The following is a 26,456-nucleotide window of genomic DNA, read 5'->3' as shown; positions in this document are numbered from 1 at the left end:
AGCCGGGGAGCTCCCTTCTCCCCCTGCGGGAGAAGGTGCCGGAAGGCGGATGAGGGGTCGCGCTGCGCTTTCCGCCGCATCCTAGCAAGCATGACAGAAAACGTTGTGCGCCCCCTCATCCGTCAGCGCTTCGCGCTGCCACCTTCTCCCGACGCATGTCGGATGTTTCCGACATGCGCATCCAAAAGTGCCAATCTCGGGCAGGCCCGAGATTGGTGGGGAGAAGGGAAGCTTGCCCCTGGCGGCTTCGCGGGCTAACCCGCTCGATCATCAACAAGCGTTTACTGACCGAGTTCCTCTGCCATGTCCGCCGACAAGTCCGTCCCTGCCAAGCTGAAAGCCCGCCAGCCGCGTGGTTTCGTCGACCGCGGCCCGGCCGATGTCGCCGCCACCGAGCGCATGCTCGCCGTGATCCGCGAGAGCTTCTCGCTCTATGGCTTCGATCCCGTCGAGACACCCTTCGTCGAGTACACCGACGCGCTCGGCAAATTCCTGCCGGACCAGGACCGGCCGAACGAAGGCGTCTTCTCCTTCCAGGACGATGACGAGCAGTGGCTCTCGCTGCGCTATGACCTGACGGCGCCGCTCGCGCGCTATGTCGCCGAGAATTTCGACGCGCTGCCAAAACCCTATCGCAGCTACCGCGCCGGCTATGTCTTCCGCAACGAGAAGCCGGGGCCGGGGCGCTTCCGCCAGTTCATGCAGTTCGACGCCGATATCGTCGGCTCAGGCACGGTCGCCGCCGATGCCGAGATCTGCATGCTCGCTGCCGACACGATGGAGAAGCTCGGCATCAAGCGTGGCGACTACGTCGTCAAGGTCAACAACCGCAAGGTGCTCGATGGCGTGATGGAGGCGATCGGCCTCGGCGGCGACGAGAATGCCGGCCGCCGGCTGACGGTGCTGCGCGCGATCGACAAGCTCGACAAGTTCGGGCCTGAAGGCGTGCGCCTGCTGCTCGGTGAAGGCCGCAAGGACGAGAGCGGGGATTTCACCAAGGGCGCGGGGCTCGAGGCCTTGCAGTCCGATTATATTCTAGCTGTTGTCCGACATGAGCCGGGCATCGCAGTTGCCGGTAATGAAGCGGGTCAGGCTCGGGAGTGGAGCGCCAATATTAAGCGCAATGCGCTGACCGAAGTGGGTTTTGGCGAACTCGATGAAATTCAGAAGCTTGTTCGCGCCGGCGGTTATGGGGCAGATCGGATCAAAATCGATCCCTCCGTCGTCCGTGGCCTCGAATACTATACCGGTCCGGTCTACGAGGTGGAGCTGACTTTTCCGGTCACCAATGAGGACGGCCAGGTTGTGCGCTTCGGCTCGGTTGCCGGCGGCGGGCGCTATGACGGTCTCGTCGGCCGCTTCCGGCCCGAGCCCGTACCGGCGACCGGCTTCTCGATCGGCGTCTCCCGGCTCTATTCGGCGCTGAAGGCGGTGAAGTCGCCGATCGTCGACCAGAAGAACGAATTACCGCTCGTCGTCGTCACGGCGATGGACAACAAGTCGCCGGAGTTCATGCCGGGCTATCAGGCTTTCGTCTCGCAGCTCCGGCAGGCGAAGGGTGAGGATGACAAGCCGCTCTGCCGGGCCGATCTCTACCTCGGCTCGTCCGGCTTCAACGCCCAGATGAAATATGCCGACCGGCGCGGCGCAGCCTGCGCGGTGATCCAGGGCTCCTCCGAGCGCGAGGCGGGCACGGTCGTGATCAAGGACCTGATCCTCGGCGCCGAACTCGCGGCTGCGGGCCGCGACGTCAAGGATTCCGCCGAGCACAAGGAGCGGCAGGCGCAGGCGCAGTTCTCCGTGCCGGTGGGCGAACTGGTCGAGGGCGTGAAGCGGGTGCTGGCGCGACACTGACGCGCGTCATGCTCGGGCTTGACCCGAGCATCTCAGGACCAGAAAGCTCCCATTCCAGATTTGATCGTCTGTGGGGGCAGCTGATGCACCAGCCTTCCTTCGTCTACATCATGACGAACAAGCCCCACGGCAGGCTCTACATCGGTGTGACGGCGGAGCTTGCCCGTCGCGTGTCTGAGCATCGCCTGCTCCAGGGGCGAAGCTTCACGGCACGGTACAACCTCGACAAGCTCGTATGGTACGAGCCGCACGACACAATTGAGCTCGCGATCCAGCGCGAGACAAGCCTGAAGCGCTACGGACGCGCTTGGAAGATCGAGCTGATCGAGAAGGACAACCCGGATTGGAACGATCTGTTCGAGCACATCCTTTGATCGGCGCGCTTGCCATCTCGCGATGGGAGCCCTTTTCGGCTTGAGATTCTCGGGTCTGCGCTTCGCTCCGCCCGAGAATGACGGGCGCCTCCGGATTCCCGCTAACCCAATTCCCTAAAAACCATCGAAAATCGTAGCGGGCCCTGCTAGGACGGCGCCGCAACAGGGTGTCCAAGTGCCGGCCATGCGCTCAAAGCTCGAGACCGTGATCGCGCCGTTCGAGCGCGAGGGCTACCGGCGTGCCGAACCGGCGATCCTGCAGCCGGTCGAGCCCTTCCTCGATCTTTCCGGCGAGGATATCCGCCGCCGCATCTTCCTGACCCAGGACGATGACGGGCGCGAATGGTGCCTGCGTCCCGAATACACCATCCCCGTCGCGCTGGCGCATATCGCAGCCCATGCCACCGAGCCGGCGTCCTACGCCTATGCCGGCCCGGTCTTCCGCATGCGTGCGAACGAGTCCAACGAGTTCGCGCAGGCGGGCCTCGAATCCTTCGGCCGGACCGATTTTGCCGCCGCCGATGCCGAGATCATGGCGCTCACCGTCGAATCCGCTGCTTCGCTCGGCCTGACCCGGCCGCGCCTGCTGATGGGCGATGTCGCGCTGTTGACGGCGTTGCTCGACCGGCTCGGCGTGCCGCAGGCGGCCCGCCGCCGGCTGATGCGTGCGGTCGCGCAGGGCAAGGGCGCCGACGCTGTCGCCGCGCTCGAACCGCCGGTCAACGAGGTCGAGCACGCCCATGCCGGCCTGCTCAAGGCGCTCGAAGGCCAGGATCCCAAGGCGGCGCGTGCCTTCGTCGAGGACGTGCTCTCGATCGCCGGCATCTCGACTGTCGGCGGCCGCTCGGCCGGCGACATCGCCGAGCGCTTCCTGGCGCGGGCGGCCGAGCGCGACAATCCGGTCAATGCCGAGGCAAGCGGCCTGATCGCGCATGCGCTGGCGATCGGCGGCGACCCGGACGGCGCCTCCGCCGCCTGGCGCAAGCTCGCCGGCGAGTCCGGGCTCGACCTTGCCGCTGCGCTCGATACCTTCGACGAGCGCACCGGCTTCCTCGCTGCGCGCGGCGTCGACGTCGCCAATATCTCTTTCTCGGCCGGCTTCGCCCGCAATCTCGACTACTACACCGGCTTCATCTTCGAATTGCACGACCCGGCTCGGCCGGACCTGAAGCCGATCGCTGGCGGCGGTCGCTATGATGGCGTGCTGCAACGCCTCGGCGCCCCTGCGCCGGTGCCGGCCGTCGGCGCCTCGCTCTGGCTCGATCGTCTCGCGGGAGGCAAGGCATGAGCGGGACGATGACACACGACACGACCACCGACGCGCCGCTGGTCCTCGCCGTGCCCTCCAAGGGCCGGCTGCAGGAGAACGCTACCGCCTTCTTTGGCCGCGCCGGCCTCTCCTTTGTGCAGGCGCGCGGGCAGCGTGAATATCGCGGCCAGATCGCCGGGCTCGGCGGCGCCGAGGTCGCCTATCTCTCGGCCTCCGAGATCGTCGCACAGCTTTCCTCCGGCGCCGCCCATCTCGGCATCACCGGCGAGGACCTGGTACGCGAACAGGTCGCCGATGCGGATGCCAGCATGGTGATGCTGGCGCCGCTCGGTTTCGGCCAGGCCAATGTCGTCGTCGCCGTGCCGCAGGCCTGGATCGATGTCCGCACCATGGCCGACCTCGACGACGTCGCCGCGAGCATGCGCGCCCGCAATGGCCGCAAGCTCCGCGTCGCCACAAAGTACGTGAACCTGACCCGCCGCTTCTTCGCCAGCCACGGCCTCGCCGACTACCGCATCGTCGAGAGCCTGGGCGCGACCGAAGGTGCGCCGGCAGCCGGCACGGCCGAGATCGTCGTCGATATCACCACCACCGGCGCGACGCTGTCGGCGAATGCGCTCAAAGTGCTCGACGACGGTGTGATCCTGGCGTCCGAAGCCAATCTCGTCGCCTCGGTGCGTGCGCCCTGGAGCAAGCAGGCGCGGGATGCCGCGGCCGCCATCCTCTCGCGCATCGCGGCCGAGGAGGAGGCGCGCTCGCTGCGCGAAGTCCGCGCCGTGCTCAATGCCGTTTCGCCGCAGCGGCTCGGCGAGATCGCGCATCGGCTCGGCGCGCGCCTGCCCTTCGGTGCGGCCGGCAGCGACGGCGTCGTCACATTACATTGCCCGTGCAAGGCGGTGTTCCCGCTGGTCGAGGAACTGAGCAAGGCCGGTGCCGACGATATCACCGTGCGGACGCTCGATTATGTCTTCCGCCGCTCCAATCCCCTGATCGAGCGGCTGCTGGCCCGCATCTGACGCGCCGGATTCCCGACGCAATGTCGGGGTAATTCACCCGGGCGAGGCGATTTCAGTGCAAGTCGTACCAAAAGCGGTGCGATGGAGACTTGCGCTCGTCACCGCGATCGGTGCAGTGGAAAGCGTCGGGTTCTCCTACGAGCTGTCGCTTTTTCCAATCGGGGTCTGGACCAGTTGAATACGCAGTCGCGCCTTGGCCTCCTGGCCGCTTTCGTACTCTCCCTGTCGCCTGTTCTGGTGAGCGATGCGCTCGCCCAGGGGCGCCAGCGGCCGTCGCAGATTCCGCAGCCAGGGCAGGACGCTCCGCCGCCGCGGCAGCAGGAGAAGAATTTCCCGCTCGACGCCTCCTGGACCCTGAACCAGATGAACGGCAAGCCGAATACCGGCTACCGCGCGACGCTTAAGGTCGATTCCAATCTGCGCGGCACGGGCTTTGCCGGCTGCAATACCTTCTCGGCCTCGGCCTATCCGCTGCGCCAGCAGGCTTTCGCCGTCGGCCCGATCGCGGTGACCAAGTTGGCCTGCGACAAGGGCGCCTCCGACTTCGAACGCGGCTATCTGACGGCGCTGCGCACCGCCCAGAAATGGGACCTGGTCGAAGGTCGCCTTGTCATCAAGACGGGCACGGGCGAGCTCCGCTTCGACCGCGGGATCTGAGCTGGCGCGAAGCGGCCCCGCCGCTTCTCGTCAAGGTCGGGCTTGTCCCGACCAACCATGTCTTCCTTTCGGTCAGACGCGGTGTTCAAGACGTGGATGCTCGCCACAAGGGCGAGCATGACGTGCCGGGTTTCGCAGTGCTGTTGGACTAGCCCGCTGCTTCCATGGCCTTCGCCTTCGGGCTGAAGGTGCCGTCGGCATTCTTCTCCATCGCGATCAGCTCGTCGTGCATGGCGCGCAGCGTCGAACGATGACCGATCGAGACGATGCTGGTCTGTGGCAGCTCGCGCCGGATCACCTCGTAGATCTCGCCTTCCAGCTTCTCGTCGAGCGAGGCGGTCGCCTCGTCGAGGAAGAGCCAGTCGGGCTTCGCCAGCAGCGCGCGCGCCACCGCGAGGCGCTGCTGCTCGCCGCCCGAGAGGCGCTGGCCCCAGAGATCGACCTCGTCGAGCCGCTCGGCGAGATGGCCGAGCTTGACCTTCTCCATCGCCGCATGGATTTCCGTGTCACCGAACGCATCGGGCTCGGCCGGATAGGCGAGCGCAGCCCGCAGGGAGCCCTGCGGCAGATAAGGCCGCTGCGGCAGGACGAGCATGCGTTGCCCCTCCGGCGTCACGACTTTGCCCTCGCCGAACGGCCAGATGCCGGCGAGCGCGCGGAACAAGGTCGACTTGCCTGAGCCGGATGGCCCGACCACCAGCGTCGAATGCCCACCGGGCAGAGTGAGGCCGGAAGCCTGCACGATCGGCTGGCCGTTCGGCAGGTTGAGAGCGAGCGTCTCGATCGTGGCGTCCTTGACCGGCTTCTCGACGATATCGATCGCTGCGCCTTCTCCACCAGCGCCCTGCGCCTCCGCCTTGGCGATCGCCGCCTCGAAGGTGGTCAGTCGGTTGATCGAGGCGAGATAGGAGGCGATCGACTGGTAGCTGTTGATGAAGAAGGACATCGCCGTCTCGACCCGGCCGAAGGCCGAGGACACCTGCGTCAGAACGCCGAAGGCGATCGCACCGGCGAAGTAGTAGGGCGCCAGCAAGACGAAGGGGATGACGACGTTCGCCTGATTATAGGAGAGCGTGAAGGTCGTCAGCTTCAGCCTGCGCCAGAGCAGGTTGTAGAAATTGTCGACGATGCCGCCGAAGGTCTCGCCGAGATGGCGCCGCTCGGCCCCTTCGCCGCGCATCAACGCGATCTGCTCGGAGTATTCGCGCAGGCGAGCGAGAGCGAAGCGGAAGTTCGCCTCGCGCCGCTCCTGCTCGAATTCGAGCCCGATCAGCGGCTTGCCGATCAGATGAGTGATCCAGGTTGCGATCGCGGCGTAAATCAGTGTCGCCCAGAAGATGAAGCCGGGGATGACGATGTCGGTGCCGGGCACGGTGATCGCTACGGGGATCGACCAGAGGATGATCGAGAACGAGACCAGCGTTGAGACCTGGGTGATCAGCGTCAGTGAGAAGCTGTAGGTCTGGTTCAGGAAAGCGCGCGTGTCTTCCGAGATGCGCTGGTCGGGGTTGTCGGCCGTGCCGGCGAGCGAGATACGGTAGTGGTTGCCGTTGCCCAGCCAGCGCTTGTTGTATTCGGCGGCCATCCATTCGCGCCAGCGGATCAGCAGGACCGAATTGGCGACAGTCTCGATCAACACACTGATCACGGAGACCGCTGCCCAGACGCAGAAGACGTTGATGAGCTGTTCCCAGAAAGCCGGCGCGTTCTTCTCCTGCAGGGCGTTGTAGAAGTCGCGGTAGAAGAAATTGATGCGCAGCGAGATGCCGACCTGCGCCTGGTTGAGCACGATCAGGAAGACGACGAGCGCGACCGCGAAGGTGCCGAGCCGCATCCGGTAGCGGCCAAGTGGTCCGAGATTGGCGATCTGCGGCTCGGAGGATTCGAAATAGGGCGAGGCGATGCGGGCAATGCGCTGCACCACCGGCACGAACGAGACCAGGTAGATCAGGATGCCGAAGACAGCGACCGTCGTGCCGAGGCTGGCCGGCGGGGCAGCCGCCTGCCAGGCGGTGGGCCAGAGCCCGAGCTGGGCAAGCAGCGCGCCGGCGCCGAAAATCACATACTCCGTGCCGAAGATGCCGGAGAAGATTTTCAGGAAGAACGGGATGCTGGTTGAGCGGAACGCGGCGAACGCCAGCAGCAAGCCGACGACGCCGAGGCCGAGAATGCCCGTGCTCCCACTTTGCTGGCCGACTACGAGCGCGATCACGGCGAGCGCGGCGATGGCGAAACTCAACAGGCGCATGGCGTCGTCCTTGTCGGGGAATCAGCGCGGGAGCCGCGCTGCTTAGGAGAGAGCGTTGTAGATCAGCCCTGCGCACAAAAAAGGCCCGGCTCAAGACCGGGCCGCGCTTTTTCAGCGTTTTGTGATCTGGTTCAGTCCTTGTCGACCGAATAGGCGCCAGCACCAGCCGTGAACAGCACGAGGAAGCCGCCGGCGACCGCGAGGTTCTTCATGAACAGCAATTGCTGCATCGGCTGCGCCCAGTTCATGTGGAACAGCACGGAGGCGGCGATGGTGAAGGCGAACAGCGCGAGTGCTGCGAGGCGGGTCTTGTAGCCGACGATGATCATCAGGCCGCCGATCAGTTCGACCGCGATCACCAGCGGCAACAGGATGCCGGGAACGCCGGCCGAGGCCATGTATGCTTGCGTGCCGGCATAGCCGTTGATCTTGGACCAGCCGCCGAGGACGAACATAAGGGCGAGCAGGATGCGACCGACGAGCTTGGCAGCGTCGGCCAGGGCAGGGTTGTTCATGAAGTGACCCCCGAAAGCGCGGGCGTGGCAGGATGCCGCACCCATCGCGATCTAAGGCCTACAACCAAAGTCGATGCAAGCCTGCGGCGCCTCTTCCTTGTGCAAAGCTTCGCCGCTGTTCAACCGCCTGGCTTCTGCTTGCGACGCGCTTCCAATTCCTCGGTCACAGCGATGACGTCGAGATAATCTTCATGTTTCGCTGGCGCATAGCGCGACACTTGCCCGTCGGTGAAGGTCTTGAACACCTCCGGCGCCTCGTCCTTCATCGCCATCATTGCCGCGACAAACGCGTCCTTGAGCCCTTGCGGCAGGTTGGCGCGTGTCGAGAACGGGCTCGCCGGAATGAGCGGCGAGGTCCAGATCACCCGTGTTGCGCCAGCCGGGATCATTCCGCGCGCCGCCAGTCGCTGCACCACGCCGGAGTTCTCGTTGACCTGATAGGTCGCGACGCCATCGAACTGGCCTCGGACCAGCGCCAGCACCGAATTGTCGTGACCGCCGGAGAAGACGGTACCGCTGAAATGCGTCTGCGGGTCAAAGCCCTGCTTGCGCAGGAAGTAGGCAGGGAAGGCGAAGCCGGAGGTCGAGTTCGGATCGGCGAAGGCAAAGCTCTTGCCCTTGAGATCGGCGATCGAGCGGTAGGGGCTGTCGGCACGCACGACCACGACCGAATAATAGCCCTCCTGGCCATTGTTATCGACATCGCGGAACAGCGGCTGGAGCTTGTCGCCGAGCACGCGCCGGCCGAGTGAGTACACTGCTGGACCGAAGCGCGAGAACTCGAGCTGGTCGGCACGCATCGCCTCGACCAAGCCGGCATAGTCGCTGACCCGGTAGATCTTCACGGGGACGCCGAGCTTCTTGGCCAGATAGTCGACCATCGGCTGGTTGCGGGCGATCGCCGCCGCCTCGTTCTCCGCCGAAGAGACGCCGAAACGAACTTCCCGGATGCTCTGGCGCCAGTCATCTTGCTGGGCAAGGGTGGGCGAGGCGGCGACCGAACCAAGTCCGGCAAGCAGCAGGCGGCGCGTGAGCATGGCGGAACTCCGATGAGAAAGCCGAACTCTGCCCAGCGCCTGAGTCAGGGCGTTTACGGAGCGATGTCGTTTGCAAGACGCGCCGGCAAACGGAAAAAGGCCCGGCTTGCGCCGGGCCTTCCGTAACGATCGAGCTTGAGAGCTCGGACTTCCTCAGAAGTCCATGCCGCCCATGCCGCCGCCGCCCATCGGGGGCATCGGGGCGTCCTTCTTCGGCGCCTCGGCGATCATCGCCTCGGTGGTGATCAGCAGGCCGGCGATCGAAGCCGCGTCCTGGATCGCCGTACGCACGACCTTGGTCGGGTCGATGATGCCGGCCTTGACCAGATCGCCGTACTCGCCGGTCTGGGCATTGTAGCCGTAGGCGTAGTCCTTCGACTCGAGCAGCTTGCCGACCACGACCGCGCCGTCATCGCCAGCGTTGTCGACAATCTGCTTCGCCGGAGCGGTGATCGCCTTGCGGACGATCTCGACGCCGGTCTTCTGGTCGTCGTTCTGGGTCTTGATCGCCTTGACAGTCGACAGGGCGCGCAGGAGGGCGACGCCGCCGCCCGGCAGGATGCCTTCTTCGACAGCCGCGCGGGTCGCGTTAAGGGCGTCGTCGACGCGGTCCTTCTTCTCCTTGACCTCGACCTCGGTCGCGCCGCCGACGCGGATGACCGCGACGCCGCCGGCGAGCTTGGCCAGGCGCTCCTGGAGCTTCTCACGGTCGTAGTCCGAGGAGGTCTCCTCGATCTGCGCCTTGATCTGCGAAACGCGGCCCTCGATGTCCTTCTTCTTGCCGGCGCCGTCGATGATCGTGGTGTTCTCCTTCTCGATGCGCACCTTCTTGGCGCGGCCGAGCATGTTGAGCGTCACGGTCTCGAGCTTGATGCCGAGGTCTTCCGAGATCATCTGGCCGGCGGTCAGGATCGAGATGTCCTCGAGCATGGCCTTGCGGCGGTCACCGAAGCCCGGAGCCTTGACGGCCGCGACCTTCAGGCCGCCACGGAGCTTGTTGACGACGAGCGTGGCAAGAGCCTCGCCCTCGACGTCCTCGGCGATGATCAGCAGCGGCTTGCCGGTCTGCACGACGGCCTCGAGGATCGGCAGCATCGCCTGCAGCGACGACAGCTTCTTCTCGAAGATGAGGATGTAGGGGTCCTCGAGCTCGGCGACCATCTTCTCGGCGTTGGTGATGAAGTAGGGCGAGAGATAGCCACGGTCGAACTGCATGCCCTCGACGACGTCGAGCTCGGTCTCGGCGGTCTTGGCTTCCTCGACGGTGATGACACCCTCGTTGCCGACCTTCTGCATCGCGGTTGCGATCATCTTGCCGACCGACTCGTCACCGTTCGCCGAGATGGTGCCGACCTGCGCGACTTCCGCGTTCGAGGTGACCTTCTTCGAGTTCTTCTTGAGGTCAGCGACGATGGCGTCGACGGCCAGGTCGATGCCGCGCTTCAGGTCCATCGGGTTCATGCCGGCCGCGACCGACTTCAGGCCTTCGCGCATGATCGCAGCGGCGAGAACCGTCGCGGTCGTGGTGCCGTCGCCGGCGGCGTCGTTCTGCTTCGAGGCCACTTCGCGCACCATCTGGGCGCCCATGTTCTCGAACTTGTCGGCGAGCTCGATCTCCTTGGCGACGGTGACGCCGTCCTTGGTGATGCGCGGGGCGCCGAACGACTTCTCGATCACGACGTTGCGGCCCTTGGGACCGAGCGTGACCTTGACGGCGTTGTTCAGGATCTCGACGCCGCGCAGCATCTTGTCGCGGGCATCAGTGGAAAAACGGACTTCTTTGGCAGCCATGAGACTACTCCTGATTGAGGGCTTGAAGGAACGTCAGGCTGTTCAGCCGATGACGCCCATGATGTCGGATTCCTTCATGATCAGGAGATCCTGGCCGTCGATCTTGACTTCGGTGCCGCTCCACTTGCCGAAAAGGACGCGATCGCCCTTCTTGACATCGAGCGCAACCAGCTTGCCGGCCTCGTCGCGGGCGCCGGGGCCGACGGAGACGACTTCGCCCTCTTGGGGCTTTTCCTTGGCGGTGTCAGGGATGATGATGCCACCCTTGGTCTTCTCTTCGCCATCAAGGCGACGGACCACAACGCGGTCATGCAGCGGACGGAACTTCATGGTTCTGTCTTCCTCTCGGTCGTATTCTGGACGGGCTCGAGTTTGGCCCGTGAAAGGGATCTGTTAGCAGTCTCACCAAGTGAGTGCTAACGGACGTCGCGGAGATAGGCCTGAGGCCTGCAGGAGTCAAGGAAACCGCTGCGCAAAAGGTGAACGCGGCAACCGGCCGCCCAACTGCCTGCTGCGGCGGCACCTTAAACCGGCTATCGTGGCGAGATGACGACGCCAGCGCCCGATCTCCACCTCGACGACATCGCCCGCTCCTGTGTCGTGCTGCATGTGCGCATGACCGCAAGGGCCGTGACGCGGGCCTATGACGAGGCGATGCGGCCGAGCGGCCTGAAAATCACCCAGTTCGTGCTGCTCTCGGCACTCTCGACCGGTGCCTGGCGCTCGGTCACCGAGCTAGCCGACCGCTTCGCGTTGGAACGGACCTCGCTGACCCGCAACCTGCAACTCCTCGCAGCCGAGAAGCTGATCGAGCCGGTCGATTGCAAGGGCCGGGCGCTGACCTATGCGGTCACGGAGAAGGGTCGCGCCGCGATCGAAGCTGCGATCCCCTATTGGCGCGCGGCGCAGGACAGGATCGAGGGTGGGCTTGGCCAGGAACGCTGGAGCGAGACGCGCGACAATCTGAAAGCGATCAGGCGGGCGGCTCGCCAGGCCGGCTGAGCCGAACTGGCGCGCTTGACCTTGATCCGACTCCATCTCTATCGTGTAGATGCACGATAGAGATGGAGTCGGATATGTCCCGTGAGATCGGTGTCGTCAGCCGCGATGTTCTGCTCGCGGAGGATGGCGCGTCCTTCCTGCGCGGGATGATCGAGGGGCGCCATCCCGGCCCGCCCTTCGCCGATGCGATGGATTTCGATATCGCCGAAGTCGAGGAGGGCAGGGTGGTCTTCGTCGGCAAGCCGTCGCCGCGCTTCTTCAACCCGCTCGGTACGATCCATGGCGGCTGGACAGCGACCATCCTCGATTCCGCCATGGCCTGCGCCGTGCATTCGACGCTGCGCGTCGGCGAGGGCTACACCACGTTGGAGATGAAGCTGAATTATGTCCGCCCGGTCATGCCCGGCAACGGTCCGGTGCGCTGCGAGGGCAAGCTGATCCATCGCGGCGGTTCGGTCGCCACAAGCGAGGGCAGGCTGGTCGATGCGCAGGGCAAGCTGTTGGCGCACGGAACCGAGACCTGCATGATTTTTGGCGCGAGGGCAGGAGCGGGGCGCTGAACGGCCGGCCGCCCCTGCTTCGGAACAGGAGCGGCTCGTGACATTCGCACCATTCGCCGACGAGGCCGTCGAGGCAAAATTCCGGTCGCTGCCGGAGCCGCTTCGGCCGCCCTTGCTGCGCTTGCGCCAGACGATCCTCGATGTCGCCGCCGGGAATTCTGACATCGGGCCGCTTACTGAGACGCTGAAATGGGGCGAGCCGGCCTGGCTGCCCAAGCGGCCGAGGACTGGCACGACCTTGCGGGCGGACGTGCTCAAAGGTTCGGCGACGCATTACGCGCTCTACGTCCATTGCCAGACCAGCCTGATCGAGACGTTCAGGCGCCACTATCCCGTGCAGTTCAGCTACGAAGATACCCGGGCGCTGATCTTTGTTGCCGGGAGCGAGCCGCCGGCCGAGCCACTGGCCCACTGCATCGCGCTCGCGCTGACCTATCACCGCTGGGCAAGGCGCTGAGCGCCACACGCCGCTCAGGTTCTGCGATAGTCGCTCGGGTTCGCGCCCATCACCCGCTTGAAGCGGCGGTTGAAGGTCGAAAGATCGCCGAAGCCGCAATCGAAGGCGATGCCTGCGACCGGCAGCTCGGTCCGGCGCAGCAGCAATGTTGCCCGGTGCAGGCGGGTGCGCAGCACATATTGATGCGGCGTCATCCCGATCAGCGCCCGGAAGGTGCGCAGGAAATGATACGGGCTCATCGCCGCCTGCCGGGCTAAGGCGTCGATTGAGAGCGCCTCTTCGCAACGCTCTTCGATATGGCGCAGCACCCGCGTGATCCGGCGCTGATCGCGGCCGTTGGGCGCCTCGGCCCCGGGCTTTGTACCTGACAGCACGCTCGCCACAGCGCCGGCGAGGCGCAACGCGGTTTCCTCGAGCCGCTCGGGGTCATCCGCAGCGGTCTCCGCCGCGGCGACGAGGCTCGCGAGTGCGGGAAGCGGCGGCAGATGCGCCTGCGCGAAGCCCATTTGCCGTGCACCCGGCACGGCCGCGACAATACCTTCGAGCCAGGCCGGCTCGAACTGGAAGGCGAGGCAGCGGTCGCCCGCTGCATGCTCATGGCCGCATTCGAAGCAGGCGCCGCGATTGCCGAGCAGCAGCGAGCCCGGCGCCAGCATGGCGCCGCCTTGCGTCGAGCGGTAGCGGAACGAGCCGCTGCGGACGATGGCGATGCAGTGCTGCGGGTGCTCTTCCTCGAAGGCACGGTCGTCGGGGCCGGCCGTGCAGACGATGTCGCTGACCCGCCAGCCGGGGCCTGACGCCAGAAGATGAGCGGTCGCGGTCATGATCCGAGTTTAGCAGTTTTTCCCAAGCGAGGCCCGGGGCTCTGGGTCTAGCTGGAGCCAATCTGATCAAGACGGAGCCCGATCATGACAGCAGCGCCATCGACGCTGGCCGATGCCCTCATCGCCGCCGGGCCGGCGCCCGAATATGCGGAGAAGCTCGCCCTCTACGGCCAGTTCGTCGGCGCCTGGACCATGGAGGCGGTGATGCATGCCGACGATGGCCAACGTCACGAGGCCAGCGGCGAGATTCGTTTCGGCTGGGTGCTTGGTGGGCGCGTCGTGCAGGACGTCTGGAGCCTGCCGGGCTTCTTCCACGGTACGACGCTGCGCATCTATGACCCCGGCCAGGACGCCTGGCACATCCGCTGGAACGATCCGATCAAGCAGTATTACACGCACCAGGTCGGCCGCGCCGACGGCAAGGACATCGTCCAGCACGGCAAGCTCGAGGACGGCACCGCGATCCGCTGGCGCTTCACCGAGATCACGCCGGACTCGTTTCATTGGATCGGCGACCTCTCGCGCGATGGTGGCGCAAGCTGGCAGATTCAGGCCGATTTCCGGGCCAAGCGCATCAAGATTTGAAAGGGAGACGAGAGCCGTGTTCGATCACATCTCAATCGGCGTTCACGAGCTTGCCCGCACCAAGCGCTTCTACGATCGAGCGCTTGGTGCGCTCGGCTATGACTGCCTCAGCGCCGACGAGGGCTCGCTCGGCTATGGCAAGGGGAGTGTCGGCCTCTGGATCGGCGCCGTCTCCGCCGGTGCCGCCTGATCGCGAGTCGAACCTGCATTTCTGCTTCGTCGCGCCGACACGCCAGAGCGTCGATGCCTTCCATGCCGCGGCGTTGGCGGCGGGTGGCACCGACAATGGCAAGCCGGGCCTGCGCGAGTCCTACGGCCCCGATTACTATGCTGCCTTCGTCGTCGATCCCGACGGCTACCGCCTGGAGGTCTATTGCGGCAAGCCCGCCTGAACCAGTCGCGGCTGGGCTAATGCTCGGGCGGCAGATCATGCGCCGCCCATTCGCTGCGCGGGATCGCCTCGCCGACGCGGAACTGGAAGCCGGCGACCTTGCCAGTCGCTGCCATCTCGCAGCGGAAGCGCAAGCCGTACCATTGCTTGCGGCTGCGGAAGGCGGCGCCCTCCGCTTCCAGGGCGGTCTTCGTCAGCTTCGTGCCGGCCATGGCGAAGGCGACGACACGGTCGGGCTCGAACTCGGCCTTCCAGGCATGGATCTGGCTCATCGCCTCGAGATTGCAGAGCTGCTCGATGCGCTCGGCCGCGTCGAGCGTCTTCAGCGCTTCGCGCGTCCCGCGGCTGCGCGGATTGGCCAGCACGCTTTCGGAATGCAGCACCCGGGCCGTGATCATCGCTGGTGGCTCGGCCGGTGGTGGAACGGGCGGAGCGACCGGCTTTTCCGGAGGCGGGGCGGTGGGTGCCGCTTGCGGGAGTGGCACGATCTCAGCTGCCTGTGGAGGGGCGGGCGGCTGGATTGGGCCTTGCGGTGGCGCAGCCGGTGTCAACGCCTCCGGGCTGACCAGCTCGACCTCGATGCTCGCCTCGCTGACCGGAACAAAGCCGCTGAAGGCTTGGACGGCGAGCAGGGCGCCGAGCAAGGCAAGATGCAGGCAGAGCGCGACGGCGAGGCCGGGTTCGCGAAGGACGCGAACAGCGGGGCCGGGGCGCTGCATGCCCTGATCAATCGCCGTTGGTGCGGAAGGAGGGCATGAGCGGCGGGCGCTTACCTTAAGGCGTTCCGTGCAGAAGTCCGACCAAGCAGGCGATTTTGCGGCGGGGTCAGCGCCGGCTGACGGCGAAGGCGCCGGCGACGATCAGGAGCGCGCCGGCATAGGTGGTCCAGAGCGGGGCCTCGCTGAAGACGAACCAACCGAGCAGGCTCGCCCAGATCAGCGCCGTGTATTCGATCGGGGCCAGCCGCGAGGCGGGCGCGCGGGCGAAGGCCAAGGTCAGCGAGAGATGCCCGGCGACGCCGAGCGCGCCGGCAAAGAGATAGGCGAGGAGGTCGCCGCCGCTCATCGGCAGGAAGACGAAATAGGCCGGCCACGCCAGGCACAGCGCCGGCCCGGCATTCTGGAACAGCACGATGATCGCTGGATGCTCCTTCACCGCGATCCGGCGCAGCAGGATCAGGTTGAAAGCATAGGAGATCGCCGAGAACAGCGCGGCAGCGACGCCGAGTTCGGCGCCGGTGACGCCGCCCTGCAGGCGCGGCCAGACCATCACCAGCATGCCGGCGAGGCCGAAGCCGAGCGCCTGCAGGATGCGCCCGTCGAGCCGCTCCTTCAGGATCAGTGCCCCGAGCAGGGCGACGAAGACAGGCGCGAGGAAGGACAACGTCAGCGCCTCGGCGAGCGGCAGCACCGAGACCGAATAGAAGAAGCTGCCGGCGGTCAGGATCACCACCGGCACGCGCACCATATTGCCGATCAGGCTGGCGCGCGTCGGAAAGGCAGGGCGCAGGAAGGCCAGCACCACGACTGCGCAGAGGCCGCCCATGGCAAAGCGCATGAACAGCGCCAGCAGGAACGGATGCTGCTGCATCTGCGCCTTGATCACCGCATCCATCGCGGTGAGCAGTGCGATACCGAATGCGGCCCGCAGCGCGGTGTTGGGATTCATGGCTGCGCTGCGGTGAGCGGCTTGCGGAAATGGTATTCCCAGGTGGAGGAGATGTCAGCGAGATAACGCTCGCCCGGCCAGCGCACGAAGCCGAGCTTCTCATAGAAGCGGTGGCCACGGGTGAACTTGCTGTCGGACCACAGCATCATCTCGCCATAGCCACCGGCCTCGGCGAAGGCGAGCGTCTGGGCAAACAGCGCCTGTGCCAGGCCGCTGCCGCGCTGGCTCGGGTCGGCATAGACCTTGAACAGCTCGACTGCGTTCTGGTCGGGCACCGGAACGACGGCGATCGAGCCGACGATGCGGCCATCCGGCCCGTCCGCGACCCAGTGCCTGCCGCCCTTCTCGGCATAGTGGCTGGCGGGGCGGCGCAGCTCCGGGAATTCCGACCAGTCGAAGAAACAGTTCGGATATTCGGCGAAGGTCGCCGCGATCAACGCGGCGAGCGATTCCGAATCGGCGTCGGTGGCGTCGCGAAGGATGGGCAGGGCGATCATGATGGATCGCTTAGGGCCAATCCGGGACTCTGGAAAGATGGGCCGCTCGCGCTCCTGCCATGCCGTTACCGCAGCAATGCCAGCGCGGCGTCCGCCGTCAGTTTCAGCGCCGCGACCGCCAGCAGCAGGTAGCAGGCGAAGAACAGCCGCTTCTGGTCGAGCCGATCGTGCAGCCAGCGGCCGATCCAGACGCCGATCGGCGCGGCCGGCAAAAGCGCGAGCGCGGCCCAGAGCGCCTGCGGCTGCTTTAAGCCCAGCGCCAGATAAGGCGGCAGCTTCAGGAGGTTGCCGAGCATAAAAAAGGCGATGGTCGTGCCGACGAAGGCGGTCTTGGAGAGCCCGCGCGCCAGCAGGTACATGGCTACCGGCGGCCCGCCCGCATGGGCGACGAAGGTGGTGAAGCCGGAGGCCGTGCCGGCGAGCAGCGCCAATGGCGGCGAGACCGGCAGCTGGCCGGGCGGCGCGACGCGGCCGCGCAAAAACCAGTGGCCCGTGAAGGCGAGGGTGACGAGCCCGATGATCAGCGTGACGATGCGCGCATCGACGATGAGGAAGACCGCGTAGCCGATCGCGATGCCGGTGATCAGGCCTGGGATCAGCCAGATGAGGTCCTTCTTCGACCAGGTCGAGGCGCCGAAGCTGCCGATGGCGAAAAGATCCATCGCCGCGACCAGCAGCGCTACCATGATCGCGGCCTGCAACGGATCGACCACCAGCGCCAGCAGCGGTATGCCGAGGATGGCGAGCCCGCCGCCGAAAGCGCCCTTGCCGATGCCGACGAGCAGGGTCGTGGCCCAGCCGACAAGATAGAACAGCGGATCGCCCGGCATCGGCCTAGCCTGCCGCGATGGCGGAAGGCGACGTCTGGCCCGTCTGGAAACATGCGGTTTGGCGATTAGGCGGAATCAGCGCAGTCATGCGTCGCCGGTGCCGAGCTGGTCTGCCCCTTCGCGATGGCGTCATGACCGTTCTCCTGCCCTTCGTGATCAATGCCGGGCTGAACTTCGCCCTCGGGCTGCTCATCGCCTATTTCCTCGGCCCCGCCGAATTCGGCCGCTATGCCATCGGCGCTGCGATCATCGTCGTGCTCAACACCGCGCTGCTCGACTGGATCAGGCTCTCCACCGTCCGTTTCTACTCGCAGAAGAGCCGCGAGGAACAGCCGCAGATCAGGGCGACTCTCGATGTGCTGAGCGCAGGCATGACCATCGCGCTCACCGGGCTGCTCGTCGCGGCAATCATCGCGGGGGTGGATTTCGGCCTGCCGGCCATGCTGGTCGCAGCGTCGGTGCTGGGCGGCATCTGCGCCGGCCTGTTCGACTATCACGGCGCCATCGCCCGAGCCCGTTTCCTCGATGCGGCCTATGCCCGCCTGGTCATCGTCAAGAACGTGCTAGCGCTGCTTTTGATGGTTGGCGGCGCCTGGTGGACGCGCGACCCGACAATCGTGATGTTCGGCGGCGTTATCAGCGTGATGGCCGCCTTGCTGGCGGTGCGCCGGTCGCTTGCCGATGCACCACTGGTCTGGTCGGCCGCGCGGCGCGATCTCGCGCTCGATTTCGCGCGCTACGCACTGCCGCTCGTCGGCGCCAACGCGATCTATTCGCTGATCCCCTTGCTCAACCGCTCGCTGCTCGCCGACGCCTATGGCTTTGCCGAGGCCGGCTATTTCTCGCTCGCGGCCGATATGGGCCTGCGCCTGTTCGGCACGCTCGCCGCGACGCTCGAGATCGTCATGCTGCGCGAGGTGCTGCGGCTCGACGAAACGAAGGGGCGCCGGGCAGCGCAAAAGCGCATCGCCGAGAATCTCGTGATTGTGCTGATGGTGGCGCTGCCGGTGGCGGCCGGCCTCTTCCTTGTGCTGCCGGCTTTCGAGAAGCTGCTCGTGCCGGTAGCGTTCCACGGCCACTTCGCCGCCTACATGCTGCTGCTGCTGCCAGGCTTCGTCGCGCTCACGATCTTCGCCGGCGGACTTTATCCTGTCTTTCTGCTGGGCAAGCGCACCGGCATGGTGACCCTGGCCGCTTGCGCGGGCCTGGCCGCCAATCTCGCGCTCGTCTTCGGTGCCGATGCGGCCGGGCCGGAGCGGTTCGCGCTCGGCCAGACGGTGAGCTTCCTGATCGTTCTCGCCATCACCGGCTGGATCGCCTTACGGTCCTTGCCTGTGCTGCCGAAGCTGCGCGATGTCGGCTTCATCATTGCCGCGGTCGCGGTCATGGTTGCGGTGGTCTGGCCGCTCTCCGGACGCTTCCCGCCTTTGCCGGAATTGCTGCTGCAGGGTGCGCTCGGCGTCACTATCTATGGCGGGTTGATACTGGCCTTCGACGTGGCGCGCTGCCGGACATTGCTGAGGCTCTGGCTCGTGCTGCGCAAGCGAAGAGCATGAACCAAGCATTTACTCTGTTTGCTCGCGGATCGCTAAGGTTAATCGGCGGAATTCGAGCGATTAAGCCGGTTTCCAGTCGGGTAGAGTCAACGATTCACCGTTCATTTCAACGCATCGCCTCACGCTTCTCGCCTGTTGTGTCGAGAGAGTTGCGTCATGCGTCCGCTCTATTTCGTTCCCCTCGTCGCCCTTGGCGGTGCCCTGCAGCTATCGGGGCAGGCCAACGCTCAGACCTATTGGCGTCCGGCCGATCCGGTGGTCACGAGTTCTACGGCCCGCGGCCAGTATGGTGGCGGTTTCATCGAGATGCTGATGACGGGGCAGGACCCCAGCTATGGCCGGGGCGGCGCCGTCTACAACCGGCCGCAGCGCGGCGCCTATGGCCAGCAGCCGGCGATGCGTCGCCTCTCCGATTATGAGGCGCCGGTTCCGATCCAGGGCGACCCGATGGAGCCGCGCCGGGAGCGTCGCTCCGCTGCGCTCGGCGAGCCGATGCCGGCCGATCGGCCGATCGCCCGCACCCTCGATCCGCGCTTCCAGAAGCAGGAGGTCGCCTATGACGGCCCGCACAAGCCGGGCACCATCATCATCGACACGCCGCGCCGCTTCCTCTTCCTGGTTCAGCCCGGCGGGCGTGCCCTGCGCTACGGCATCGGCGTCGGCCGTCCCGGCTTCGAATGGGCTGGCATGAAATCTGTGACACGCAAGGCCGAATGGCCGAGCTGGACACCGCCGGCGGAGATGCTGAAGCGCCGGCCCGATTTGCCGCGCTTCATGGCCGGCGGCCCCGAGAATCCGATGGGGGCGCGCGCCATGTATCTCGGCTCGACCCTCTATCGCATCCACGGCACCAACGAGCCGAACACCATCGGCCAGGCCGTCTCCTCCGGCTGCATCCGCATGAACAACGACGATGTGGTCGACCTGTACGAGCGCGTGCGCGTCGGCGCGAAGGTCCTTGTGATCTGAGGAGCGCGAGACGGCGCGCAAAGAAAAAGACCCGCCTGTCGCCAGGCGGGTCTCGTCATTTCTGAACTGTGCTTAGGTCTCAGGCCCAGTCGTCGTCCCCGCCGCCGGAGCTGTCATCATAGCTGCCGTCGTCATAGCTGGCGTCCTGATAGGTGGGCTCCGGCTGGGCTTGCTGCGGCTCCGCCGCGGGCTGCTGGTCGGCCGCCGTCTGGGTATCCTTGGCCGCATCGCTGTTCTGCGAGGCGTCCTTGTTCTGCGCGGTGCTCGCCTCGGCCGGCTTGGCCTCGCTCGCTGCGCTCTTGTTGCCGCCGAGGGCGTTCATCAGCATGTTGCCGGCGACCATACCGCCGGCAACGCCAGCCGCCGTTGTCAGCGCGCTCGCCATGAAGCCGCCGCCGCCGCGAGCCGGGGGCTGCTGCGCCGGCTGGTTCTGCCAGGTGCCGGGTGCGGGTGCAGCGGCCGTGCCCTGCTGCGGCGCCATGCCCTGGTTGCCCGGCTGGCCGCCCCAGGGCGGGGAGGCCGGTTGCGGCTGGCCGCGCTGCGGGAAGGATGGCACCGAGCCGCTGCGGGCCGGCTGGCTCGAGCCGCCACCGAAGATGCCCGACAGGAAGCCGCCGGATTGCTGGGCTGGAGCCGGTGCAGGCGGTTGATTGCGCAACTGCTCGACCTCGGCCTGCAACTGCTCGATCTGGCCCTGCATGCTGGTGAGCGCCTGCTCCTGCACATAGACCGACTGCGCCATCGCATAGACGGCATAGGGCTGCTCGCGGAGGCGGTCAGCGATGAAACGCTCAGCCTCGGGGTCGCGGGGCTGGTTGGCCGCCTGACGCAGGCGGTCGAAAATCCCGGCGATCACGTCGCGTTCTTGCGGCGTCATCGTCATCTCCTCTCGATGTTGGACAAGGCGGTCGCCCTGTCGCATCGAAAGGTGGTGACGGCTTATGACGCTATCAAGGCGGTGCCTCGGCGCCTTTCTGTTGCGCCGAAAAAGACCTGCCTTCAGGCGTTGCCGACGTTGACATAGGTGAAGCCGCGCTCGTGCATCTCGCCGGAGCGGTAGATGTTGCGCAGGTCGACCACGACGGGATGCCGCAGCGCTGTCTTGACGCGGTCGAGATCGAGCGCGCGGAAGGCGTCCCATTCGGTCACGATCACCAGCGCATCGGCACCATCGAGGCAGGAATAGGCGTCGGGCGCGTAGGTGATCTCGGGCATCAGCGCCTTGGCGCTGGCCATCGCCTCGGGGTCGTAGGCGATGACCTCGGCGCCGGCGTCGAGCAGCGCCGTCACGATCGACAGCGACGGCGCCTCGCGCATGTCGTCGGTGTTGGGCTTGAAGGCGAGGCCGAGGATGGCGATCCGCTTGGCCCTGACCGAGCCGCCGCAGGCGGCAATCACCTTGCGCGCCATCGCCCGTTTGCGCTGGTCGTTGACCGCGACCACCGTCTCGACCAGGCGCAAGGGGCTCTCCATGTCCTGCGCCGTCTTGATCAAAGCGAGCGTGTCCTTCGGGAAGCAGGAGCCGCCATAGCCGGGGCCGGCATGCAGGAACTTGCCGCCGATGCGGTTGTCGAGGCCGATGCCGCGCGCCACCTCCTGGACATTGGCGCCGACCCGCTCGCACAGATCGGCGATCTCGTTGATGAAGGTGATTTTGGTGGCGAGGAAGGCGTTGCCGGCGTATTTGATCAGCTCGGAGGTCCGCCGCGTGGTGAACAACAGCGGCGCGGCGTTGAGATAGAGCGGCCGATAAAGGTCCTCCATCACCTTGCGGGCACGATCGTCCTCGGTCCCGATCACGATGCGGTCCGGTCGCTTGAAGTCCGCGATCGCGGCGCCCTCGCGCAGGAATTCCGGATTGGAGACGACAGCGAAGTCTGCGTCCGGCCGGGTCTCACGCATGATCCGCTCGACCTCGTCGCCGGTACCGACCGGAACGGTCGACTTGGTGACGACGACGGTGAAGCCCTCGATCGCCGCGACGACATCGCGCGCCGCCTGATGCACATAGGAGAGGTCGGCGTGGCCGTCACCGCGGCGCGACGGCGTGCCGACGGCGATGAAGACGGCATCGGCAGCCGCGACGGGACCGGCGAGTTCAGTGGTGAAGGAGAGCCGTCCGGAGCGGACATTGTTGGCGACAAGGTCGTCGAGGCCGGGCTCGTAGATCGGGATTTCGCCGCGCTTCAGCGCCGCGATTTTGCTGGCATCGGTGTCGACGCAGGTCACCTCATGGCCGAAATCGGCGAAGCAGGCTCCAGAGACCAGGCCGACATAGCCTGAACCGATCATCGTCACGCGCATCTGGCGTTCTCACCATCCGGCCGGCGGCCTGCCGGCCCGCAGGGCGTATCGCAAAACTGCGCCGAGGCAAATCGCTGCCGCGCGCATCGGCTCTCCGCGCCATATGGGGATCGTGGGTAACGCCGTCGTGACGACATGGCCGAAGGCAGCTGCAAAGCTGCCTTCGGGGTAGACCGGGTGGGAGGGACTAGATCTCAGATATCGTCCGGCGGCAGCGGCGCGTCGGTCTCGTCGAGCTCCGGCTCGGAGATCGGATTGCGGTTCAGCACGACCACTGTGGTGCCGGTCGGAACGCGGCTGTGCAGGTCGATGATGTCCTGATTGAACAGGCGGATGCAGCCCGAGGACACGGCCTTGCCGATCGACCAGGGCTCACTCGTGCCGTGGATGCGGTAGAGCGTGTCGCGGTTGCCCTGGTAGAGGTAGAGGGCGCGCGCGCCGAGCGGATTCTCGATCCCGCCCGCCATGCCGCCGGCCCAGCGCGCGTTCCGCTCCGGCTCGCGGGCGATCATGGCGGCGGTGGGGGTCCAGCGCGGCCATTCCGCCTTGCGGGCGACGGTAGCGCGGCCGCGCCAGGACATGCCCTGCTTGCCGACGCCGATGCCGTAGCGGATGGCGCGGCCGTTCTCGCGGACCAGATAGAGAAAGCGGGCCGAGGTATCGACCACGACCGTGCCTGGCGCTTCCGAGGTCCGGTAGTTGACCTCCTGGCGCAGGAAGCGCGTGTCGACGTCATCGATGTCGGTCGCCGGCAGCGGATGCCTCTCGTCCGGCCGCTCGTCATACATCGACAGGAAGGCGGCGTTCTGATGGGTCGGCGTGCGCGCCTCGAAGGGCTGCTGCGGTCCGGTGACACAGCCGGCCAAGCCGACGGGGACGAAGGCCGAAGCCATCGTCAGGAAGCGGCGACGGGAACAGGTGGCGGAAGCGTCAGGCAGGGGGGAGGACATTACTCGGCTCTTTGTGGGACGGCTGGCAGCGGAAACATGCGAATTGCCGACAAGTTCCAATGAGTTCTCGTCGGCTGACCCTTTCCACTTCACGGCTGGGCGTGGCGCCGGGGTGAAAAGCATGTGGCAGAATTATGGCCGGCGCGCAGCGTGGCTCGAATGCCACAGTGCGACATGCTGGCACTGCATGACCAGCGCATTGCTATCGGTGCGTGCATAAAACAAAAATATGAGCGCAAAAGTTAGTCTTTTGCTGCGTTTTTCATCGATGCGCAAAGGGGTGGGTAAGGAATTTAAAGGGCCCTTAACCGTTCGCGGCAAAGCTTTTTAAGCCCCATCGGCTTCGGTGCCTGGTCATGCCGAAAGTTTAAGCGCCGGTCACGTCTTCGACCGTGCGGAAGCACGAGCAAGAACATGAAATCGATCCGCTTCAAGGTCTTGGCGATGCTTGCGATCGTCGCCGTGGGCGCGATCCTCTCGGCGGCCCTGAGCCTTTATGCTCTTTCGCGCTCCAGCGACCTCAACGCGCGCTCCGACATCCAGGGCGAGATCGCGCTGGTGACCGAACGGATCAACACGCAGGTCTTCGCCGTGGTGATGGATTCCCGCGGCATCTACATGTCGAAGGATGCCAAGGAGGCCGAGGCCTTCGCCAAGCCGAAGGAGGCGCGTTTCCCGGTGATGCGCAAGCTCGCCGCCGATCTGGTCGCGCTGGTGCCGGCGGCAGAACGCGAGACCGCGCTCAAGCTGCAGAAATCGGTCGAGGAATTCATTGCCTTCCGCAGCGAGACGATCCGGCTCGGTCGCGAGGTCTCAACGGCCGCCGCCAACCAGCAGGGCAATAACGACCTGAACCGGGCCAACCGAAAGGCGCTGAACGACCAGCTGGTCGCCTTCGGCAAGCGCAATGAGGAGGTGGGCAGCAGGCTCGCCGCCGAGGCGGCCGATTTCACGCGCCAGATCCAGTGGATTCTGCCTTCGGTACTGCTTTCGACGCTGATTGCCTCGATTGCCGCGGCGGTGCTGTTCGCGCAACGCTCGATCACCCGCCCGCTGCTCGACCTTGGTGGCAGCATGAGCCGCCTCACCGCCGGCGAGACTGACATCGCGGTCCCGCACACCAAGCGGCAGGACGAGATCGGCGAGATGGCGCGCGCCGTTGCCGTGCTGAGGCAGAGCACGGAGCAGGTTGCGCTGCTGCAGGAGCAGGAGCGTGCCGCCTCGGCGGCGCGGATCCGCTCGGCTGATGCGATGGCGTCCGTTGTCTCCGATGTCGGGGAGGTTGTCGCGGCTGCGGCGGCAGGCGATTTTTCCGCGAGGCTTCAGATCGAAGATGCCGACGAGCAGATGCAGAAATTGGTCGCCGGCATCAACGAGATCAACGCCGTGGTCGACAATGCCACGACCGAGTTCGTCGACGTATTGCGGGCGCTGGCGACGGGCGACCTCACCCGGCAGGTGCCGACGGCCTACCACGGACGCTTTGCCGAGCTGAAGGGCGCGGTCAACGAGACGATAGAGCGCCTGGCCACGACGGTTCGGACGATCCAGCTGACGTCTTCTGAGGTCGGCATGGCGGCGCGCGAGATCAACATGGGCGCCGACGACCTGTCGAAGCGTACCGAGGAGCAGGCCTCGTCGCTCGAGGAAACCGCGGCGACGACGGAAGAGCTGGCCGCCTCGGTGAAGGCCTCGGCCCAAGGCGCCCGCCAGGCCGCTGCGATCGCCGAGGAGGCGATGAAGGCAGCGCAGGATGGCGGCGCCATCGCCGGTGAAGCCGTCGCGGCCATGGCCAGGATCGAAGAGGCCTCGAAGAAGATCTCCGACATCATCCGCGTGATCGACGACATCGCTTTCCAGACCAACCTGCTCGCCCTGAACGCAGCGGTGGAAGCCGCCCGCGCCGGCGATGCCGGCAAGGGCTTCGCGGTGGTGGCGAGCGAGGTTCGTACGCTGGCGCAGCGCTCCAGCGAGGCGGCCAAGGACATTTCCGGCCTGATCTCCTCGTCGAACAGCGAGGTCGAGACCGGCGTCAAGCTGGTCCGCCGGGCCGGCGACTCGCTGGAGAAGATCCTGTCGGCCTCGCAGAAGGTCACCGGCACGATCCAGGAGATTTCAGCAGCGTCCGCCGAGCAGGCCCATGGCATCGACGAGATGAGCCAGGCGGTCGCCCATCTCGACGAGATGACGCAGGCGAACGCGGCGCTTGCCGAACAGAGCGCCGCCTCGGCCGGCGCGCTGTCGGGCCGCATCGGCGAGCTCAACACGCTGGTGGCGAGCTTCCGGACGGACACCGGCACTGGCTTGGCCGCGCCGATCGCCGCAGCCCTGCCGAGCCTGCGCTCAGCCGTCGCTGGCTCGACGCCACGTTCGTCGGGGCGCCCCGCAGCAGTCGCCCCGCAGCGCAAACCTGCCACCGTCAGCGCCGGCGGCCATGGCTCCGAGCCGGAGCGGCTTCGCCAGCTCGCCGAGGCCGCCTTTGCCCAGAGCAAGGCCGCCGCGCCGCGCCGCGAGCCCACGCCGGTTGCAGCTGGGCCTGCTCGCAAAACCGCCAATGGCCGCGCCGGAGACGATGGCTGGGAAGAGTTCTAGGAAGCGCTAGGCCGAACGTCGGCTTGGTGTTTCGGCAGACAACATTGTCTTCGCCATCTGGCCGTAGAGCTCGGTCCAGGCTGCCCTCGTCTGTGTGGTGAAGTCGGCCCCCAGCGACGTCTCCAGGGTCCAGAGCAGGGCGCTGCCGACAGCCTCGTAATGCTCCGGCCGGACGCCATAGTTGCGATGGCGCTCGCCCAGTCGCGCGAGCAGGACATTGAGGCCGCCGGGGTCGTTGAGCATGGCGAGCGCGACCGTCAGCGTTTCCATCAGCTTGGCCGCTTGCGCCTGGATATCCGTCTTGAAGAGCGCCCGTGTGCTGGGCGCGGTGGTGAACAGTCGCTCATAGAACAGGCATGCCGTCTCGATCTTGCGCCGATGCAGCTGCGCAAAGCTCGACCGTACGAGCGCGATATCCTGCGGCGTCACGACCTTCCCCCCTTCAGCGTTGCAGCATGAGGGATCGTTCCGGAGATTCTCCGCCAATTCACGTGGAAGTGCAACCCAGA

The 26,456-nt window shown here is 66.1% G+C and carries 26 protein-coding genes and 1 pseudogene; 13 read left to right on the top strand and 14 right to left on the bottom strand.

All coding sequences use genetic code 11. From position 1 onward, the window contains the following. The first annotated feature begins 303 nt into the window (after positions 1 to 303). The 5 genes from hisS to BLM15_RS13345 all read left to right on the top strand — a co-directional run bounded on the left by hisS (position 304) and on the right by BLM15_RS13345 (position 5,171). Positions 304 to 1,854: a histidine--tRNA ligase gene (hisS, locus tag BLM15_RS13365; protein ID WP_126113215.1), complete on the top strand. Its 1,551-nt coding sequence runs from the start codon at positions 304 to 306 to the stop codon at positions 1,852 to 1,854. An 83-nt stretch (positions 1,855 to 1,937) separates the two neighbouring features. Then, complete coding sequence (locus BLM15_RS13360) at positions 1,938 to 2,228, top strand: GIY-YIG nuclease family protein (protein WP_126113214.1); 291 nt, start codon at positions 1,938 to 1,940, stop codon at positions 2,226 to 2,228. A gap of 184 nt (positions 2,229 to 2,412) precedes the next feature. Next, positions 2,413 to 3,516, top strand: coding sequence for an ATP phosphoribosyltransferase regulatory subunit (locus BLM15_RS13355; RefSeq protein WP_126113213.1), 1,104 nt, complete (start codon positions 2,413 to 2,415; stop codon positions 3,514 to 3,516). Further along, complete coding sequence (gene hisG, locus BLM15_RS13350; RefSeq protein ID WP_236846657.1) at positions 3,513 to 4,514, top strand: ATP phosphoribosyltransferase; 1,002 nt, start codon at positions 3,513 to 3,515, stop codon at positions 4,512 to 4,514. Before BLM15_RS13355 ends, hisG begins: the two co-directional genes overlap by 4 nt. 174 nt (positions 4,515 to 4,688) lie before the next feature. Then, positions 4,689 to 5,171, top strand: a complete 483-nt coding sequence (locus BLM15_RS13345; protein WP_164547511.1) for an META domain-containing protein — start codon at positions 4,689 to 4,691, stop codon at positions 5,169 to 5,171. Between the two features lie 148 nt (positions 5,172 to 5,319). On the opposite strand, the gene BLM15_RS13340 is transcribed toward BLM15_RS13345, so the two are convergent. The 5 genes from BLM15_RS13340 to groES form a co-directional block, all read right to left on the bottom strand. After that, positions 5,320 to 7,419, bottom strand: a complete 2,100-nt coding sequence (locus tag BLM15_RS13340; RefSeq protein ID WP_126113211.1) for an ABC transporter ATP-binding protein/permease — start codon at positions 7,417 to 7,419, stop codon at positions 5,320 to 5,322. 131 nt (positions 7,420 to 7,550) lie between these two features. Beyond that, on the bottom strand, positions 7,551 to 7,934 hold the full coding sequence (locus BLM15_RS13335) for a DoxX family protein (RefSeq protein ID WP_126113210.1): 384 nt from the start codon (positions 7,932 to 7,934) through the stop codon (positions 7,551 to 7,553). Positions 7,935 to 8,053: 119 nt separating this feature from the next. Then, complete coding sequence (phnD, locus tag BLM15_RS13330; protein WP_126113209.1) at positions 8,054 to 8,971, bottom strand: phosphate/phosphite/phosphonate ABC transporter substrate-binding protein; 918 nt, start codon at positions 8,969 to 8,971, stop codon at positions 8,054 to 8,056. Positions 8,972 to 9,124: 153 nt separating this feature from the next. Beyond that, entirely contained in the window at positions 9,125 to 10,762 is a 1,638-nt protein-coding gene (gene groL, locus BLM15_RS13325) for a chaperonin GroEL (RefSeq protein WP_126113208.1), read from the bottom strand. A gap of 42 nt (positions 10,763 to 10,804) precedes the next feature. Then, complete coding sequence (gene groES / locus BLM15_RS13320) at positions 10,805 to 11,092, bottom strand: co-chaperone GroES (RefSeq protein WP_126113207.1); 288 nt, start codon at positions 11,090 to 11,092, stop codon at positions 10,805 to 10,807. 216 nt (positions 11,093 to 11,308) lie between these two features. Here groES and BLM15_RS13315 point away from each other — a divergent pair, with 216 nt between their 5' ends. The 3 genes from BLM15_RS13315 to BLM15_RS13305 all read left to right on the top strand — a co-directional run bounded on the left by BLM15_RS13315 (position 11,309) and on the right by BLM15_RS13305 (position 12,781). Beyond that, entirely contained in the window at positions 11,309 to 11,764 is a 456-nt protein-coding gene (locus BLM15_RS13315; protein ID WP_126113206.1) for a MarR family winged helix-turn-helix transcriptional regulator, read from the top strand. A gap of 74 nt (positions 11,765 to 11,838) precedes the next feature. Further along, complete coding sequence (locus tag BLM15_RS13310) at positions 11,839 to 12,324, top strand: PaaI family thioesterase (protein WP_236846656.1); 486 nt, start codon at positions 11,839 to 11,841, stop codon at positions 12,322 to 12,324. Between the two features lie 37 nt (positions 12,325 to 12,361). Further along, positions 12,362 to 12,781, top strand: coding sequence for a DUF1801 domain-containing protein (locus tag BLM15_RS13305; RefSeq protein WP_126113204.1), 420 nt, complete (start codon positions 12,362 to 12,364; stop codon positions 12,779 to 12,781). 14 nt (positions 12,782 to 12,795) lie between these two features. Here BLM15_RS13305 and BLM15_RS13300 read toward each other — a convergent pair whose 3' ends face one another. Further along, positions 12,796 to 13,605 (bottom strand): AraC family transcriptional regulator, encoded by an 810-nt coding sequence (locus BLM15_RS13300; protein WP_126113203.1) that lies wholly within the window; start codon positions 13,603 to 13,605, stop codon positions 12,796 to 12,798. Between the two features lie 84 nt (positions 13,606 to 13,689). Here BLM15_RS13300 and BLM15_RS13295 point away from each other — a divergent pair, with 84 nt between their 5' ends. Beyond that, complete coding sequence (locus BLM15_RS13295; protein WP_126113202.1) at positions 13,690 to 14,190, top strand: hypothetical protein; 501 nt, start codon at positions 13,690 to 13,692, stop codon at positions 14,188 to 14,190. Between the two features lie 16 nt (positions 14,191 to 14,206). Then, positions 14,207 to 14,582, top strand: a pseudogene (locus BLM15_RS13290) (VOC family protein). A gap of 16 nt (positions 14,583 to 14,598) precedes the next feature. Here BLM15_RS13290 and BLM15_RS32195 read toward each other — a convergent pair. From BLM15_RS32195 to BLM15_RS13270, 4 genes are all read right to left on the bottom strand, one after another. Then, positions 14,599 to 15,300 (bottom strand): DUF930 domain-containing protein, encoded by a 702-nt coding sequence (locus BLM15_RS32195; RefSeq protein ID WP_126113201.1) that lies wholly within the window; start codon positions 15,298 to 15,300, stop codon positions 14,599 to 14,601. 106 nt (positions 15,301 to 15,406) lie between these two features. Next, entirely contained in the window at positions 15,407 to 16,249 is an 843-nt protein-coding gene (locus BLM15_RS13280; RefSeq protein ID WP_126113200.1) for a DMT family transporter, read from the bottom strand. Continuing rightward, positions 16,246 to 16,746 carry a GNAT family N-acetyltransferase gene (locus BLM15_RS13275; protein ID WP_126113199.1) on the bottom strand — a complete coding sequence of 167 codons (501 nt, stop codon included), beginning with the start codon at positions 16,744 to 16,746 and terminating at the stop codon, positions 16,246 to 16,248. Before BLM15_RS13275 ends, BLM15_RS13280 begins: the two co-directional genes overlap by 4 nt. Before the next feature lie 65 nt (positions 16,747 to 16,811). Next, positions 16,812 to 17,576, bottom strand: coding sequence for a sulfite exporter TauE/SafE family protein (locus tag BLM15_RS13270; protein ID WP_126113198.1), 765 nt, complete (start codon positions 17,574 to 17,576; stop codon positions 16,812 to 16,814). A gap of 131 nt (positions 17,577 to 17,707) precedes the next feature. On the opposite strand from BLM15_RS13270, the gene BLM15_RS13265 reads away from it, so the two are divergent. Together BLM15_RS13265 and BLM15_RS13260 are read left to right on the top strand one after the other, a co-directional pair. Next, positions 17,708 to 19,132 (top strand): lipopolysaccharide biosynthesis protein, encoded by a 1,425-nt coding sequence (locus tag BLM15_RS13265; RefSeq protein WP_126113197.1) that lies wholly within the window; start codon positions 17,708 to 17,710, stop codon positions 19,130 to 19,132. A 156-nt stretch (positions 19,133 to 19,288) separates the two neighbouring features. After that, a complete protein-coding gene (locus BLM15_RS13260) occupies positions 19,289 to 20,101 on the top strand; it encodes a L,D-transpeptidase (RefSeq protein WP_126113196.1) in 813 nt (270 codons plus the stop codon). A gap of 79 nt (positions 20,102 to 20,180) precedes the next feature. Here BLM15_RS13260 and BLM15_RS13255 read toward each other — a convergent pair whose 3' ends face one another. The 3 genes from BLM15_RS13255 to BLM15_RS13245 form a co-directional block, all read right to left on the bottom strand. Continuing rightward, complete coding sequence (locus BLM15_RS13255) at positions 20,181 to 20,978, bottom strand: DUF2076 domain-containing protein (protein WP_126113195.1); 798 nt, start codon at positions 20,976 to 20,978, stop codon at positions 20,181 to 20,183. Positions 20,979 to 21,100: 122 nt separating this feature from the next. After that, the gene (locus BLM15_RS13250; protein ID WP_126113194.1) at positions 21,101 to 22,405 is read right to left on the bottom strand and encodes a UDP-glucose dehydrogenase family protein; all 1,305 of its coding nucleotides are present in this window, start codon (positions 22,403 to 22,405) and stop codon (positions 21,101 to 21,103) included. A gap of 194 nt (positions 22,406 to 22,599) precedes the next feature. Next, positions 22,600 to 23,298, bottom strand: coding sequence for a L,D-transpeptidase (locus BLM15_RS13245; RefSeq protein WP_126116168.1), 699 nt, complete (start codon positions 23,296 to 23,298; stop codon positions 22,600 to 22,602). A gap of 471 nt (positions 23,299 to 23,769) precedes the next feature. Here BLM15_RS13245 and BLM15_RS13240 point away from each other — a divergent pair, with 471 nt between their 5' ends. Then, on the top strand, positions 23,770 to 25,947 hold the full coding sequence (locus BLM15_RS13240; protein WP_126113193.1) for a methyl-accepting chemotaxis protein: 2,178 nt from the start codon (positions 23,770 to 23,772) through the stop codon (positions 25,945 to 25,947). 6 nt (positions 25,948 to 25,953) lie between these two features. Here BLM15_RS13240 and BLM15_RS13235 read toward each other — a convergent pair whose 3' ends face one another. After that, positions 25,954 to 26,376: a globin domain-containing protein gene (locus BLM15_RS13235; protein WP_126113192.1), complete on the bottom strand. Its 423-nt coding sequence runs from the start codon at positions 26,374 to 26,376 to the stop codon at positions 25,954 to 25,956. Between the last annotated feature and the right edge of the window lie 80 nt (positions 26,377 to 26,456).

Origin of the sequence: Bosea sp. Tri-49 (assembly GCF_003952665.1) — a bacterium.
In the GTDB taxonomy this organism is placed as follows: domain Bacteria; phylum Pseudomonadota; class Alphaproteobacteria; order Rhizobiales; family Beijerinckiaceae; genus Allobosea.
Note: the sequence above shows the minus strand (reverse complement) of the source record. Positions and strands in the feature narration are given on the sequence as shown.